13 protein-coding genes are annotated in these 17203 nt (G+C 39.1%); 1 reads left to right on the forward strand and 12 read right to left on the reverse strand.

What is annotated here, in order from left to right; translation table 11 throughout:
* The first annotated feature begins 9 nt into the window (after nucleotides 1–9).
* Nucleotides 10–1353 carry an MFS transporter gene (locus D8M04_RS06785; RefSeq protein ID WP_121522147.1) on the forward strand — a complete coding sequence of 448 codons (1344 nt, stop codon included), beginning with the start codon at nucleotides 10–12 and terminating at the stop codon, nucleotides 1351–1353.
* A gap of 108 nt (nucleotides 1354–1461) precedes the next feature.
* Here D8M04_RS06785 and D8M04_RS06790 read toward each other — a convergent pair whose 3' ends face one another.
* The 12 genes from D8M04_RS06790 to D8M04_RS06845 form a co-directional block, all read right to left on the reverse strand.
* The gene (locus D8M04_RS06790) at nucleotides 1462–3135 is read right to left on the reverse strand and encodes an SLC13 family permease (protein ID WP_121522148.1); all 1674 of its coding nucleotides are present in this window, start codon (nucleotides 3133–3135) and stop codon (nucleotides 1462–1464) included.
* 82 nt (nucleotides 3136–3217) lie between these two features.
* Entirely contained in the window at nucleotides 3218–3916 is a 699-nt protein-coding gene (locus D8M04_RS06795) for a response regulator (protein ID WP_121522149.1), read from the reverse strand.
* On the reverse strand, nucleotides 3909–5519 hold the full coding sequence (locus tag D8M04_RS06800; protein ID WP_121522150.1) for an ATP-binding protein: 1611 nt from the start codon (nucleotides 5517–5519) through the stop codon (nucleotides 3909–3911). The genes D8M04_RS06795 and D8M04_RS06800 overlap by 8 nt, the downstream gene beginning before the upstream one ends.
* A 380-nt stretch (nucleotides 5520–5899) precedes the next feature.
* Complete coding sequence (locus D8M04_RS06805) at nucleotides 5900–6622, reverse strand: GntR family transcriptional regulator (RefSeq protein WP_121522151.1); 723 nt, start codon at nucleotides 6620–6622, stop codon at nucleotides 5900–5902.
* A gap of 310 nt (nucleotides 6623–6932) precedes the next feature.
* Complete coding sequence (locus tag D8M04_RS06810) at nucleotides 6933–8231, reverse strand: NCS2 family permease (protein WP_121522152.1); 1299 nt, start codon at nucleotides 8229–8231, stop codon at nucleotides 6933–6935.
* 59 nt (nucleotides 8232–8290) lie between these two features.
* Nucleotides 8291–8947 (reverse strand): deoxyribose-phosphate aldolase, encoded by a 657-nt coding sequence (deoC, locus tag D8M04_RS06815; RefSeq protein ID WP_121522153.1) that lies wholly within the window; start codon nucleotides 8945–8947, stop codon nucleotides 8291–8293.
* A 15-nt stretch (nucleotides 8948–8962) separates the two neighbouring features.
* Nucleotides 8963–9784 (reverse strand): purine-nucleoside phosphorylase, encoded by an 822-nt coding sequence (locus D8M04_RS06820; RefSeq protein WP_121522154.1) that lies wholly within the window; start codon nucleotides 9782–9784, stop codon nucleotides 8963–8965.
* Between the two features lie 11 nt (nucleotides 9785–9795).
* Entirely contained in the window at nucleotides 9796–10977 is a 1182-nt protein-coding gene (deoB, locus tag D8M04_RS06825; protein ID WP_121522155.1) for a phosphopentomutase, read from the reverse strand.
* Nucleotides 10978–11036: 59 nt separating this feature from the next.
* On the reverse strand, nucleotides 11037–12341 hold the full coding sequence (locus D8M04_RS06830; RefSeq protein WP_121522156.1) for a pyrimidine-nucleoside phosphorylase: 1305 nt from the start codon (nucleotides 12339–12341) through the stop codon (nucleotides 11037–11039).
* Nucleotides 12342–12843: 502 nt separating this feature from the next.
* Nucleotides 12844–13722: a UTP--glucose-1-phosphate uridylyltransferase GalU gene (gene galU, locus D8M04_RS06835; RefSeq protein WP_121522157.1), complete on the reverse strand. Its 879-nt coding sequence runs from the start codon at nucleotides 13720–13722 to the stop codon at nucleotides 12844–12846.
* 127 nt (nucleotides 13723–13849) lie between these two features.
* The gene (locus tag D8M04_RS06840) at nucleotides 13850–14587 is read right to left on the reverse strand and encodes an MBL fold metallo-hydrolase (RefSeq protein ID WP_121522158.1); all 738 of its coding nucleotides are present in this window, start codon (nucleotides 14585–14587) and stop codon (nucleotides 13850–13852) included.
* An 18-nt stretch (nucleotides 14588–14605) separates the two neighbouring features.
* Nucleotides 14606–17071 (reverse strand): tetratricopeptide repeat protein, encoded by a 2466-nt coding sequence (locus tag D8M04_RS06845; RefSeq protein ID WP_121522159.1) that lies wholly within the window; start codon nucleotides 17069–17071, stop codon nucleotides 14606–14608.
* Between the last annotated feature and the right edge of the window lie 132 nt (nucleotides 17072–17203).

Consider the following 17203-nt stretch of genomic DNA (forward strand, 5'->3'; position numbering starts at 1 on the left):
GTTGAGTATATGAAAGTGACAAATGCAGAAGAACTGATTGAGAAAACAAAACTAGCTAAATTCCATTGGATGTTACTTTTTTGGGGTGCTCTACTAATGCTATTTGATGGTTTTGATTTAACTATCTATGGAGCAGTAGTTCCAACTTTAATGGAGGAATGGGGAATTTCTGCTGTTCAGGCCGGGAGATATGGGAGTTATGCTTTGTTTGGGATGATGTTTGGGGCGCTGATATTCGGAACATTGGCAGATAAATTAGGCAGAAAGAAGATTATCCTGATTTGCGTTACTATCTTCAGTCTGTTTATGCTTCTAGCAGGATTAGCTCCAAGCCCAGAAATATTTGGGTTATTCCGCTTCATTACTGGTTTAGGATTAGGTGGAATGATGCCGAATGTAATTGGATTGATTAGCGAATATTCCCCGCAAGGAATGCGCAGCCGGATGATCGCTACGATTATGGCTGGATATTCCATCGGTGGCGTTATCGCTGCTTTCCTAAGTATGCTACTTATTTCTAACTTTGGCTGGGAGTCTGTATTCTTCTTTGGTGCCCTACCATTACTTTTCATACCCTTCTTAGCCAAGTTATTGCCAGACTCAGTAGGAACGTTAATCAGTAAAAATGATCATAAAGGGGTACAGAAAATTCTTGTAAAAGTAAATCCAGCTTATAGACCTTCTGATAATGAGTCATTTGTTTTAAATAAACCAAAAGAAACTTCATCTCCAGTAAAAAACCTATTTACTGAAAAAAGAGGCTTTTTAACGATAATGATCTGGTTAACATACTTTATGTCACTTCTGATGATTTATGGATTGAATACCTGGCTGCCAAAACTTATGAACGAAGCTGGATTCCCTCTTGGTTCAAGCTTAAGTTTCCTTCTGGCATTAAATGCGGGAGCAACCATTGGTGCCATTCTAATGGGATGGGTTGCGGATCGTTGGGGTGTTGGAAAATCACTTATTCTATTCTTTTTAATCGCCACTCTTTCCATTACAAGTCTTGGATTCTCAACCAATATGATTGTGTTGTATGTAATGGTTGCGATTGCTGGAGCAGCAACCGTAGGAACACAGAACCTTACACATTCCTATACATCCCAGTTCTATCCGATCACAATGCGCTCAACAGCTTTAGGATGGGCATTAGGAGTTGGGCGAATTGGAGGGATACTTGGTCCAGCTATTGGTGGTATTTTACTTGCTTCCAATTTAACTTTACAACTAAATTTCTTTATATTTGCCATTCCAGGAATCTTTGCGGCATTTGCTGTTTTCATAGCCAATCAACAAGGTCAAAATGTCAATGAGGAAGTACCTGCTGCTCCTCAAGTTTTGTCAAAGTAGCTTAAAAACTGTTGAAATATTATTCTCTGCTTTTTCACCTATAAATTAACGAAAAACACCAGCTAATCACTTGAGTCAATGATTAGCTGGTGTAAATTCTTTTAAGAGTTAATTTATTAAACCCTCAGGAAAAACAGTTAAATCAATACCAAACACAGCTGGCAGCATCCAATATGCAAATAAAACAATGAGCGCCGTTGCAAACACATTTAAAGCAAAACCTGTTCGAACCATTTCAATGATTTTTAACTTCCCTGTCCCGAAAATGATTGCATTTGGCGGTGTTCCAACCGGCAGCATAAATGCACAGTTAGCCGCAATGGCACATGGAGCCATTAAGGCAAATGGATGAACATTAATGGCAACAGCTAGAGATGCTAGAATTGGCATAATCATGGTTGCCGTTGCTGTATTGGATGTGATTTCTGTTAACATCATAATTAAGATCGTTGCACCAGCAATAATCATAAAGATGTGGAGACCATCCAAGATAGTGAGCTGTTCTCCCAGCCATGTAGATAATCCGCTTGATTGGAATCCTACAGCAATGGCAAGTCCTCCACCAAATAGTAATAACACACCCCAAGGGATGTCTTTTGAATCCGCCCACTCAAGTACACGGGGACTCGCCTTTCCAGGAATTAAGAATAAAAGAATCGTTGCCGCCATGGCAATCATCCCGTCTGAGATCCCTGGTAGTTCAAAAATAAGTGCACTTTCTCCGCTCCAGAAAAAGTCTTTTGAAATCCACATAAAAGCGGCAAAAATAAAGACTGCTGCGACAACGCCTTCTTCATAGGAAATTTTCCCAAGTTTCTTTCTTTCATCTTGAATTAGTTCTTTTCCGCCCGGTATGTTCTTTAGATTTGTTTTAAAAGCCATTTTTGCTAAATAGAACCATGTACAAAGCAGAATTAAAATCATAAGAGGAGTTGCAAACATCATCCATGATGCAAAGGAAACTTCAATACCAAATAGTTCTCTAACCTGTCCGGCAAAGATAATCGTAGGTGGTGTCCCGATTAAGGTAGCAAAACCACCAATTGTTCCCGCATAGCCAACTCCAAAAATCATGGATTTTTCAAATTTCGGCAAATCTGATCCGTCTTTCTTCCCTTTTAGTGTGGAAGCTACTTGTGCAGTAATAGCAAGGGCCATCGGAATCATCATCATAACCGCTGCTGTATTAGACACCCACATCGATAAAAAGGCTGTAGCCGACATAAATCCAAGTAAAATCCGCTGTGTGCTTGTTCCGATAACAGCGATAATAAATAACGCTATTCTTCGGTGTAAATCCCATTTCTCCATTGCCGTTGCGATAAAGAAACCACCTAGAAATAAGAAGATAATATCATTTCCATAAGCAGAAGTAACCTCAGAACCTGTCATACTTCCCGTCAATGGCAATAAAATAAGTGGCAGCAAGGATGTTACTGGAATTGGAATCGCTTCGGTAATCCACCAAGTAGCAATCCATAATGTAGAAGCCAGAACAAGTCTTCCCTCTGATGATAGACCTTCTGGATGGAAGAATAGAAGAGTTAACGCAAATAGCAACGGTCCTAATATTAACCCGACTTGCTGACCTCGTGAATAAGGTTTCTTCTCATTTGGTTTTTCTGGCTTAACTTCTTTTTGTTTTACTGAATCATAATCGGTTGCCTCTTTTTTTAAGGCGTTACTGCCTTTTTTAGCATAAGCAAATACATTAAGTGCATCTTTTGTTTTCCGATGCTGATGCCACATTTTTTCCCAAGTAAGCGTAAAGCCTTGTTTCATGATAACCACCTCTTTTTTTGAATTTCTGAAAGCGTTTACTACATTATTTCAATAATAGAGGAATTCCGTCTAGATTATTTAATTAAATGAAACCGGCTTCTAAAAAAAGAGGTGCTTCGGGTGTCGCTTTATATTTCTGTAATGGTCTGCCAAAAACCTGGTAAATCAACTTTGTTTCGATTAATTTTTCCTCTTCGAAAAAGCGCATATATTTACGTAAGGAAACATGTGATAGAGAGCACTTTTCAGCAAGCTCAGCTGCAGTCAGCCACTCATTTGTTTCAATTAAACATTGAATGACACGAAAAGCAGTTACTCTTGTTATTCCTTTTGGTAAAGTATAGACTTTATTTTGCCCGCCCTTATGTAATAATCTATCAACATCTTGCTGTGAAAACACTTTGCCCGTATCGAGTCTATTGGCACGATAACGATATAATGCTTCTTGAAAACGTTTAAAGGAAAATGGTTTAATTAAATAGTCGACTACACCAAAGCGGTTACCAGTTTTTACAGTTACGGCATCATTGGCGGAAGTAATCAAGATCACATCCAAATCTAATCCTTCTGCACGAATTTGTTTCAGCAAGTCCAGTCCATTAGTAGATCCAATATAAACATCCAGCAAAAGCAAATCAGGCTTTAATTGCTGGAGTTTATTTAATCCTTCCTCAAGAGTATGTGTTTCGAATAGAAGCTGGAACCCGTCTATTTTATCTAAAAATAGACGATGAAATCTACTAACATCTAAATCATCTTCAACCATTCCGACCTTAATCATCCTCTTGACTCCTTTCTGTATAAGGAATGTGAACCGTTATAATCGTCCCTTTATTTTTTTCTGATAAAATGTCTAAGGTTCCATTAAAGATCTTGAGTTTCTTTTTGATATTGGCTAATCCATAGCCGTGATCGCCTTTTTTCGAACTTGCTAGAAATTGCTGCTGCTCATTAGCTGAAAAACCAGTACCATTGTCTTCAATTACATATCGCAGCACACCACCAACATGTTTTAATGTAAGTGTCAGATTTTTATGCTCCTTATGCTGCATCGCTTCCCATGCATTATCAAAGGTGTTGCCAATCACAGTAACCCATGTATCAATCAGTTCTGTACTCATACTTGGCCAAGGAATCCCACTTTGAATATGAACATTGACCTCCATCTTTTCCATCCAGCCAATTCTTTTCGCTAAATAGTGAGCAATACTTACATCCTCCACAAGCTTCTCCACATGGCTTACGGCACTAGCTGTTTTCAGGTGGTAACGATCGGAAAGGTCTTCAATGTAATCTTTTAATTCTTCATAGGATTCCGTTTCAACCATCGCTTGGATTATATGAAGTTTATTCATAAATTCATGCGTTTCGCTTCTTAAGCTTTTTGCATAACTTTGAGTTCCGATAAGTTGCCTCATGATGTCATGGAGCTGGCTTCGTTCATTAAAAGTTGCCAACGCACCGACACATTGTTCATACACATACATCGGAACCCTCGTAACAATCGTTTCGACATCACCCTTTTTGATTAACTCATGACTGGCAGCAGATTCCTTTGCTAAAGCGTCTTGCAGCTTTAACTCCGGCCAAATATGATCAATAGGAGTGTGCTCGAATTCACCCTGATAACCGGTACGCCTTAAGAATTGCTGAGCTCTATCATTCGCTAAAAGTACCTCTCCCGCATTATTAATCGCTAATATACCGTCATTAACGGCCTCAAGCATAGAGTTCCTTTCCTGAATGGCTAAAGCAATTTCCTTTGGTTCCATTCCATTTAAGGTTTTCTTGATTCGGTTTGCTAAAAACCAAGCACCGATAAGGCCAAGAAATAAACTAATCCCAGTTAGCAAAATAAGAATGATTTGATTTTCTAAAACTGCCTCTTTAACTGCACTTGTTGCAATTCCAACAGCAACAGCTCCAATTTGGTTCCCTTCATTGTCCCAAACTGGATGAAAAGCCCGCATGGACGGACCCAATGTGCCGATATCTTCTGACGTATATCTTTCACCATGAAAGACTCTCTCTGCATCCGTTCCAACAAAGGTTTGACCAATTTGATTAGAATCTGGATGTGTTAAACGGACTTTATTATTATCCATAACGACTATATAAAGGAGATTATTTTCTGCTCGAACGAGTTCCACATAATCCAATAGTTCCTGTGTGGGTTCTCCATCTATAAGCGATTTCTGAACTAGGTCATTATAAGCAATGTAGCTTGCACTACTTTGGACCTTTTCAGCTAGATATTCCCTTGTATTTTTGGATTGGTTATGAGCGACAAAAAAACTTAATATTAAGAGGGATAGTAAGACGATGAGACCAGTAAACAACATTACTTGGCCTTTTAGTGAAATCTTTTCCGATAAATTCTGCATCGTTTATACTCCTTTAATGTAAAAAAATGATGACTATCCTTCATTTATCCATCCATACTTTTTGTCCTCATATAAGTATGATAGGGATAGAGTTTAAGACGGTGGAGTTATTTCACACATTTAGAATTATTAAAATGGACTATTCGAAATAAAGCTTTTATTTACTAGTATTATACAGTATAAAAGGTAGTTTCGGGGGAAATCAAAATATTTGAGGTAGTTTAGTAGAGGGTAATAGAACGCTAGTTACAAAGTAACACTTCACTGTGGGGTTTTCTCTTTCAGTGCGGCTTTCACAACTTAACGTTTCAAATTCTGATTGATTTAGAGCAATTTATTGGACCGCAGCGCCTGCTCCTGTGGTCCTTCTGTTTTCCCCTTTACAGCGTTCTTTTTCGATAGACATTAAATGCAATTTGATCCGATTTAAAATAATTAATAGAATATAAGACAGGACGATTAGTCTGGTCGAAATGCACCTGACGTAAAATCAAGAGAGGTGTGTCCTTATCGCAGTCCATGATTTCGGAAATCTCTTCATGGTAACTAATGGTTTTTATTTGTGCTTCTGCATAACTAACCTTAATTCCTTCCTTTTCTAGAGAGCCAAGGATGGATTCCTGATTTAGCTTGAATCCTTTCGGCAGCAGATTTGCAGGGATTTTATCAATGCAATATACAAGTGGCGAACTGTCCGCTGTCCGAACACGCTTCACTAAGAAGACTTGCTCATTCTCTTTTAAATCCAACTCACCTATATCATCACTATGTGGTTCTACAAATCCAGTGAAATGGATTTCCGTTCCAGGTTGTTTTCCTTCTCTTGCAATCATATCTGTAATACTGAAAAGCTCTTCTATCCCATTAGAGAATACTGGCTTCTTATTAACAAACGTGCCAATGCCATGCTTCCGGATAATGATATTTTCTTCCTCAAGAATTCTTAATGCCTCTCTTAATGTGTTACGAGAGACTCCTAATTCTTTGGCAAACATCATTTCAGAGGGAAGGCGTTCACCTGGCTCTAATTCTCCATTATTTATTTTCTCTTTAATTTGCTCAATCACAATTAAATATCGTGGTGTCTGGTAGTTATACTGCATGATTTCCCCTCCTTTTTTCTTTATTTATGTTGAAATTGCTTTCAAAATAAGCTATAAAGTTAGAGACTGGTGCACAGCCAATAATTTTTGACCCAAAAGAAGAACAACGCTCTAAATTAGCGGAGGAAATATACGTAGACTCTCCTACGGGAGGACAGGCCTAGATGAGACCCCGCAGTGCGAAGCACGAGGAGGCTCAACAGCCGCCCGTGGAAAGCGAAGTATATTTCCGGAGCGGTATTTCACCGCTAGCTAAAGTTCCGTATGCTTCTTTTAGACAAACCCCTGTTGTCCCAGCCTCTTTTTCCAATCAAACTCCCTGTAGCAAAAAGTGAAACAAAAATAAACCAGCAATAATATATAATGGCTTTGATACTTCATTCGCTTTTCCTACCGCAAGTTTCGTAATAGGATAGGCAATAAAGCCGATCGCTATTCCGTCTGCAATGCTATAGGAGAAAGGAATCATCATCATAATTAAAAAGGCAGGGATGGCATCAGATAAATCCTGAAAATTAATATTTCTTACATTTTGTACCATTAATGCCCCAACGATAATTAAGATTGGTGAGATGGCACTCCCCGGAATCACATTTATAAACGGAATAAAGAAAAAGGATAAAAGAAACAGTATACCTGTTACAATTGACGTAATTCCTGTTCTCCCGCCTGCTGCAATTCCAGCTGCCCCCTCTGCTGTGGACACAGAAGGACTTGATCCGAATACACCGCTAAACATAGCGGATATCGATACGGCACGTACACCAGCTTTATATTTTTCTGGCTGTTTTGCGTCCATTACTTGTCCGTTTACTAATCCAATATTCTCAAACACTAATACCATCGTTAATGAAAAAACTGCAATCCAAAAAGCGATATTAGTTATTCCATCAAAGGACATGCCTATGAATACCCCAGCATAATCATTAGCAGATAAACTGGAGTTACCAATTTGACTTACATCAAGTAAGCCAAACATCCATGCAATCATTGTCCCTATAAAAATGGTAAGTAGAAAATTCCCTGGAACATTACGGAGAAAGAGAATAATTGCAATTAAAAAGGTTAAAAAGAATGCAATTACCTCTGGACTTGCAATGTCCCCTAAAGCAATGATTGAATGCTCTCCTTTAACGACAATATGGCTCTTCTCTAATCCAATCAGTGCCAAAAACAAACCCAGACCAACCGAAATAGCATCTTTTAGAGTACTTGGAATCGATTTTGTCAGCGTTTGAAGCAGTGGTGTAAAAGCCACCACCATAAAAACAATACCGGAGATAAATACCACACCAAGCGCTTCCTGCCACGTAAGTCCCATTGAATGCACAAAGGTATACGTAAACATTGCATTAACTCCCATACCTGGTACAAGGATCAACGGGAGATTTGCTCCAAATCCAACGATAAAGCAGCCGGCAACAGACATAAGGATTGTTGCCCATACAGCTGCCTCGACTGGAATTCCAGCGTCAGCCAATATCGTGGAATTGACAATAATAATATAAACGATCGCGAAAAAGGAAATGAACCCTGCTAAAACCTCTCTTTTTAACGAGGAACCTTTATCGTAAACACCTGTCAGTTGATTTAATCTTTCTTTAAACATCAAGACTTTCCTTCTAAAAAATATCCCTCGCCCACCCAGTCCTTAAAGACCAATAAATATTACTTACTTTCGTTTACAATAGCAACACTAGAGCTAGCACCAATTCTTGAAGCGCCCGCTTCAATCATCTCATTAGCTGTTTCAAAATCACGTACACCACCAGATGCTTTCACACCGATATCTGGCCCTACTGTTTCACGCATTAGGCGAATATCTTCTACCGTTGCTCCACCTGTAGAGAAACCAGTGGAAGTTTTTACATAATCCGCTCCAGCTTGAACAGCTAATTTACATGCTTTTACTTTTTCTTCATCTGTTAAAAGACTTGTTTCAATAATCACCTTTACAAGTGCTTTTCCTTTTGCAGACTCCACAACGCCACGGATATCTGCTTCTACTTCCTCGTCTTGGCCAGATTTTAGTTTTCCAACAGGGATAACCATATCCACTTCGGTTGCACCTTTAGCAATCGCATCCTTTGTTTCTGCAATTTTCACTTCCGTCGTATTCGCACCTAGTGGGAACCCGATCACCGTACAAACATCCACCTCTGTGTCTTTTAACATGCTTGCTGCTGATTCTACCCATAAAGGATTTACACAAACAGAATAGAAGTTATATTCCTTCGCTTCTGCACAAAGCTTTTCAATTTGTTCCTTTGTCGCTTCTGGTTTTAATAATGTATGGTCAATCTTATTAGCTAATGCTTGATTCATATTCTCATGCCTTCCTTATCTACTAAAATTCGTAATGATTTCTTTTACTAAACTTAAGAAATTCTCTTTTACCTGTTCCGCTGTTTCCATTACTTCATCATGGGATAGAGGCTGATCAAGAATTCCTGCAGCCATATTGGTAATACAGGAAAGACCGGCAACCTTCATTCCGCTATGACGAGCTACAATGACCTCAGGCACTGTAGACATACCTACTGCATCGCCGCCAATCTTCTGAAGCATGCGAATTTCCGCCGGGGTTTCGTAGCTTGGACCACTGTTCCAAACGTAAACACCCTCTTGTAATTTTATATTTAATGTTTTTGCTGCTTCCCTTACAAGGTTCTGTAAATCTCTATCATATGCATTAGTCATATCAGGGAAACGTACACCTAATTCTGGATCATTTGGTCCGATAAGCGGATTTGCTCCTGCATTATTAATATGGTCCGTAATGATCATCAGATCACCGGCTTCAAAATCCGGGTTCACTCCACCTGCAGCATTCGTGACGATTAATGTTTCCACCTGTAATTCCTTCATGACACGGACAGGAAAAGTAACCGCCTCTAAATCATAGCCTTCATAGTAATGAAAACGTCCCTGCATCGCTACAACAGGAACATCTTGAAGTGTTCCAATTACTAGCTGACCTGCATGTCCCTCTACTGTAGATACAGGAAACCCCGGAATATCTCCATACTTAATTTTGACTGGGTTTTCTATTTCATCTGCCAATACGCCTAGTCCAGAACCTAGAATTAAACCGATCTTTGGCGTGACGTTTATCTTTCCTTGAATCATACTTGCTGCTTTTTGAATAGCTTCTTTATTCATAAAGGGCCTCCTTATTTAATATCGTTTAAAAAGCTTTTTCCAAACTTCGGAGAATCAACTTGGAAGTTATCTGCGACGGTTTCACCTATATCTGCAAAGGTCTCTCTAATCTGCAGTTCACGTCCTTCTTCTATTCCCTTGTGGTATACAACTAGGGGAACATACTCCCTTGTATGGTCTGTTCCATGATGTATTGGATCATTTCCATGATCTGCTGTGATAATAAGCAAATCATCTTCTCTTAATTTTTCAAATACCTCTGTAAGTCGTGCATCATATTCTTCTAATGCATCCCCGTAGCCTTGCGGATCACGGCGATGACCAAATTTAGCATCAAAGTCTACCAGATTTACAAAGCTAAGTCCTGTAAATTCCATATCCATGGTTTGTAATAATTTATCCATGCCATCCATGTTAGAGGTAGTGCGAAGAGACTTGGTTACCCCTTCTCCATCATAAATATCGGCGATTTTTCCAATTGCTAGCACATCATAATCCGCATCCTTCAACTCATTCATGACCGTACGACCAAATGGCTTTAATGCATAGTCATGACGATTTGCCGTACGTTCGAAATTGCCTGGTTCGCCAACGAATGGGCGAGCAATGACACGGCCAATCATATATTTAGGATCGTTCATTAGTTCTCTTGCGAATTCACAGATTTCATAAAGCTCCTCTAATGGAACAATCTCTTCATGGGCAGCAATTTGCAGAACAGAATCAGCAGAAGTGTAGACAATTAAGCTGCCATCCTTCATATGCTCTTCCCCTAATTCTTCGAGAATCTCAGTTCCAGAAGCCGGTTTGTTTGCAATGACTTTGCGTCCTGTTTTCTCTTCCAGCTTTTGAATAACTTCATCCGGAAAACCTTCTGGGAAGGTTTGGAATGGCGTATCAATGTGAAGCCCCATGATTTCCCAGTGGCCTGTCATCGTATCCTTTCCAGCAGATGCTTCTTGCATTTTCGTATAATGTGCTAATGGTTTGTCAGCTTTTTCAATCCCTTTGATTTCACGGATATTGCTAAGGCCAAGTTTTCCCATATTTGGCATATGTAAGCCACCACGATGCTCAGCGATATGACCTAATGTGTCCGCACCTTTGTCGTTATATGCTTCTGCATCTGGGGATTCGCCAATTCCAACCGAGTCCATGACAATTAAAAATACACGTTTAAATTCTTTACTCATTTTTATATCCTCCTTTAATAAGGCTTTGGTACATGATGAATAAGGACCTTGACTGGTCCTTATTCATAGATGACATCGTAAATAAGAGAATGAGCTTCCACTTTTGTTTCTGAAGTATTGTAAGCATGGTGGATTTTCTCTACTACTTCGGAAACCTCTTCACGATTACTATGAATCGTCACAAGAGAATCTCCTTTCTTTACTTTATCACCAATCTTCTTGTTTAAAACCAATCCAACGGCTAAATCTATTTCAGATTCTTTTGTTAATCGCCCTGCACCAAGCATGCTTGCTGCAATTCCAATTTCATCTGCCGTAATTTCAGAAACATAGCCGTCTTCTTTTGCTTCCACTTCAAATGTGAAAGAAGCAGTTGGCAGCTTAGACGGTTCATCGATTACGGAAGCATCTCCACCTTGTGCAGAAATAAAGGTCTTAAAGGTCTCTAGCGCCTTACCAGATTGAATTGCTTCTTCAAGCATCGCTCTTGCTTCTTCTATCGAATCTGCCTTTTTACCGAGGTAAACCATACGGCTTCCGAGTGTTAGGCAAAGTTCCGCTAAATCCTCTGGTCCATTTCCCTTTAATGTATCAATCGCTTCTTTTACTTCCAGTGCATTTCCCACTGCAAACCCTAATGGTTGATTCATATCGGAAATTACAGCAATCGTTTCACGACCTGCACCGTTACCAATTTGCACCATCGCATGCGCCAATTCCTTAGCTCCATCTAAATCTTTCATAAATGCCCCGGAACCAGTCTTCACATCCAATACAATCGCATCAGCACCAGATGCAATTTTCTTACTCATAATCGAGCTTGCAATAAGTGGAATAGAATCAACCGTTGCCGTAACATCTCGTAAACCGTAAAGCTTCTTATCTGCAGGAGTTAAGTTTCCACTTTGACCTACAACTGCAATTTTATTTTTATTAACTAATTCAGTGAATGTAGTTCCGTCCAGCTCCACTTGGAAGCCCTTAATTGATTCAAGCTTATCAACGGTTCCGCCTGTATGGCCCAGTCCACGACCAGACATTTTCGCTATCGGTACACCAACAGAGGCAACAAGCGGAGCAAGAATTAATGTGGTCGTATCTCCCACCCCACCTGTACTATGCTTATCGACCTTGATTCCAGCAATCGCTGAAAGGTCCACCTGATCACCTGATTCTACCATTGCTTTTGTTAAATGAATTCTTTCATCCTTTGTCATATCCTTAAAATAAATCGCCATAGCAAATGCAGACATTTGATAATCTGGAATATCTCCATTAGTATAGCCACTTATGGCGAAATCAATTTCTTCTTTTGTTAATTCAAAACCATCACGTTTTCTCTCAATAATATCAATCATTCTCATTGGTAATCATCCCTTTTAATTTATAATAATTTATATTCATAGCATGAAACATTTCGACTCAAACAATTACGATCAGTTAATAATCGGATGTCCAACCTTTGAAAACTCTTTCAAATTCTACCATACATATTATAAAGTTAGACGTCCAACAAGTCAAGAATAGCTATAAATACTACCTTTAAGAACAAGATACCAGAACCCCTATTTGCAATTGAGAAGACATTACTTAAACTCAACCCAGTCCTCTCAAAAGTTGCTCCTTTCATGGCAAAACTCACCCCGAACCTTTACAAAGTTGACCCACTAGTCAAAACTCAATCCTCGCCCTGCCAAGGTCGCTCCTCACCGAAGCATGCTCAAATAACTTTCCCTATATAAAAAAATATTCCTTGTGTGACCATTTATTAAACTTTATTTTCCTATAATATCGGACGGTCGAATACGTTATCATACTATAAAATGAAAATAGGAAGCGCGGGATTTCCCGTTCGCTTCCATCTCCTCAATTTACTCGAATACTTTCAAGTAGTTCCTCCATCATATTTCTAACATCTTTGCCAAATTCCTCGCTTTGCAATGCAAATTCTAAGTTTGTCCGAAGAAAACCTAGCTTCTCTCCGACATCGTAACGCTTTCCTTCAAAATCGTAAGCATACACATGCTCTATCTTATTCAACGCCTGGATGGCATCCGTTAATTGAATTTCTCCTCCGGCACCAATTTCCTGTTTATCTAAAAAAGTAAAGATTTCCGGAGTAAACACATAACGGCCCATAATCGCCAAATTAGATGGGGCTGTTCCTGGTGCTGGTTTTTCTACAAAGTGATTGACTTGATAGCGTCTACCTTCAATGGTATTCGGGTCGACTATCCCATAACGGGAAGTTTCTTCTTCTGGAACTTGTTGTACTCCAACTACCGAGCTAGCCGTTTCTTCGTATTGTTCAATTAACTGTTTTAATACTGGTTTATCCGCTTGGACAATATCATCACCTAATAGCACAGCAAATGGTTCATTTCCAATAAATTTACGAGCACACCAGACGGCATGGCCTAATCCCTTAGGCTCTTTCTGACGTATGTAATGAATATCCACTTCAGAAGGCTGCTTCACCTTTTCAAGCAATTCGAACTTTCCTTTATCCATTAAATTTTGCTCGAGCTCGAAGTTAATGTCAAAATGATCTTCAATCGCACGCTTTCCTTTTCCAGTCACGATAATAATATCCTCAATGCCAGACTCAACCGCTTCTTCTACAATATACTGAATCGTTGGCTTATCGACAATCGGCAGCATTTCTTTTGGCATTGCCTTCGTTACTGGTAAAAAACGTGTGCCTAGTCCTGCAGCTGGAATGATCGCTTTTTTGATTGTTTTCATTATGTTCCCTCCCGAATATCCCTCATTAATTATTTATGTCGTTCTTTGATTGAATATCCTATAAATCTATCGTACTACAAATATTGGAAAAGTAGAATGATAACCTTGGTAAAGTTTTTGTTTAGTTCTATTCTAGAATAAGGTGCTCTGTTTCCATCGCTAAGAATACTTCCTCACCAAATACTTCTGTTGCCTGCTGCTTCATTAACTCAAAATTCCCGTCAGAAGGAAGATGGGTTAAAATGAGCTTCCCAACATTGGCTTCCCTTGCAATTTTGGCTGCATCTCTTGCATCCATATGCCCAGCCCCGACAGTATGCGTACTCCCTTCACAAATTGTTGCTTCACAAATAAACACATCCGCATTTTTTGCAAAATCAGTAAGCGACTCGACATATTCTGAATCCGCAGAGTAAACAAACACCTTATCCTTATAAGTGATTCTCACTGCATAACAAGGGATCGTATGCTGGACAGATTGAAATTCAATTTTTGCTCCAGCAATTTCTAAACTAGTAGAATCATCAATTTCTACATTTTCAGATTGTGCACTCTGAATTTGTTTCCACATAACGATTGGCTCAGCAGGAGAATACATTTTGATCTTTTCCTTCGCACGTCCTGTTCGTAATGCTCCATTCATTGCATATTGCAAAACACCAACATCTCCCATATGGTCATAATGAAGGTGGGAGAGAATAACAGCATCAAGCTCTTCTGCTCTTGCTTTTAAAGATAGCTTACTCATCACACCACTTCCGCAATCTATCAAAAAGCGTCCTTCTCTTGTTGTAATGAGATAACCCGCAGTTGCTCCTCCCTCAATCGGAAACCCGCCCCAATAACCTAAAATATCAATTTTCATATTGTATCTCCTCACTCCTTACAAATACGGCATAGCGAAAATATCTGTCTCACCTTGTATTGTTTTATTGATTAATTTCACTTCACGTTGATAATTACAATCCTCGGCTACCTTTTTCCATGCTTGTAGTGGCCTAGGATTTTCTATAATAGCTCCTTTTAATTGGCATCTTTCCATGCCCACCGCAGCAATTATTTGTCCCCATTTCTGACCTATGTCATCGTAGATAGCAATGGCTTCCTGCCATTGATTCATTGCTTCCTCGTATTGGCATTGTTGGAAAAATAACTCTGCATAAGTTGCATGAATATGGCCAATCCAGCTTTTAATGCCTACCTTTTGGATCATTTGATGAGCTTTCTCCAAATAACTTTCTGCTAACTCATGCTGCCTGTTCATTCGATAAATATCTGCTAAAGTACAAACCAAAATCGCTTCATATCGTTCATAACCATTTTCCTTTGCTATATGAATCCCTTTCTTGCAAAAGTCCTCTGCCCACTTCAAGTGACCATTGAGCTTTAATATATCCACATATTTTCGAATAGCGCGGCATTGGTAGCTGTGCTGTTGATGTTCTTCTGCATAACGAATTGCCTTGACAAGCCATTTTCTACTGAACTGAGGATCACCCCAAAGGACGCCCAGGTTCCCACCAAGCATAAATAAGAGTTCATTATATTCTTTCTGCCATTTTTTTCCGGCAAGAATTGGCTCTATTTCTAACAGGTCTTGTATGAGTGGAGAAACAGGCATAAAGAACATTTGATGGTGAACTTTGCGAATGAATAGATGTGTTGCTTGTTGAGATGCTAAAATCTCCTCCTTGGACTGCCCTTCAAATAGAGCATCAATCATGGAAATTGCCCGATCATACTCTCCATTTAAGTGAACCATATCCACTAAAATCTCTACTAAGGATATACCTAATTTCTTCGCTCCGAGCTCCTCATATAGAATGGATAAAGCATCCCTAAGAAAACGTGATTCTCCTCGCTGCTGCAGCCTTTTTAATGTTTGGTAAAATTCACCTGATAACCATTGTATATATGTCAGCTGTTCGTGCGATTCCTTTTGATGGTACATCCTTTCCGTTAATGCTTCCATTTCCTTTTCCTGATGGACTTTTGCATATAAGCTGCTTTTTTCCTCATAATACACAGCCATCGTTTGATGGACACTTTTGACCAATTCCTTACTCGTATAATCAAGTATCCCCTGACGCATCATTGAATGAATAAATCGTTTTTCTTCATCGGATGTAATAAAGGAGAACGAATTAAAATCCTCATATTTCGTAATTGCATAGCCAGTTGGATGCTTGGTTAATAGATAAGCAAAGATTTCTTGGTCATAAAAACGCGGAATCGACATAATTTTTAAAGTCTCAATTTCGTCATCTGTTAGATATTCCAAGAAGCGATCAAGGATTTCTCGATGGTTAGAACCGAAACGGCTAGCTTGTAAATGTTCTCCGCGATTTTTCATTTCAAAATATGTATTTACCGATAAATCGAGATGGTATGGATAGCCATGACTGGAATTAATGATTTTCTCCCGGATATCTGTTTCCTCCACGCCGCACTTCATAAGAAATTCATCTGCATGTACATTTTCAAAATTAGCAATTCGCTGGTGATGAACTATCTCCTTCCATTCGGCATCATACTGCTCCCAGCGTAAATACTCTCGCCCACAAATTACAAATAACACATTCGGGAGCGATGCGACTAAATCACGAATCCATTTATCCTTAGTATGTATGGTTGCCTTATTTTTAAGACCTGACCATAGTGCTTCAAACGTATCCAGAAAGATAACAGCGTTTGGAATTCTATGCTTAGCAATGGCCTGTTGCAGATCATAGGCAAAAAAGGCGATAAGCTTCTCCTCTATTTCCTGTACTGAATCATTTTCTAATTCTTTCAAATGAGCTTTCACTTCTTTATTCAGGTTCCAGTTCTTCTTAGAGTCATAGAGTTTGCCGACGATACCGGTAACTGTCCCGGCAATCCCCATTCCATCCATGGTGGATACAATACTAGCCATAATTCCTAATTCCTTTTCGAAGGGAAGTTTCTTTTCGTTGTATGAAATATCCGGATTTCTTTTATAAAAATAGATCGAATAAGCAATTTCAAAATGTGGAAAAGAAACACGTTGCCTAAATTGGATTTCTCTTACCAATTCAAGCAGCGCTCTCGCTGGTGTATGTAGGGTGATATCTTTAAAGTCTGCTTTTGTATAAAGTGCATTGGGTTCGAACTCTAATAGCTCTTGCTTGAGTTGGTTCTGCAAACTGGTTTTACCAATGCCACCAACACCATAGTACATAATGACTTCGTATGTATCATTAGAGCTCTGTTTCATACGATTTAGGGTATCCCTAAAAACTTTGCGAGGCTCCTCGCGATCAGTAAATTTTTTCGTTGGTGTAAAAAATTTCTTTTTTTTGCCAATTTGAAAGTTGGGTTTTATGGGCACTGACAGCTTCTCCTTTGCTTCTCTACTCTATTTTTGATTATAGAATATAATGTAGATTTTTAGTAGTTGTTTTTAGGGATGATGAACTAGATTTAAGCTTAATTTGTTGAGGTAATGGCCTAAACCGGTTGT

This window comes from Oceanobacillus piezotolerans, assembly GCF_003665065.1.
GTDB lineage: Bacteria > Bacillota > Bacilli > Bacillales > Amphibacillaceae > Oceanobacillus > Oceanobacillus piezotolerans.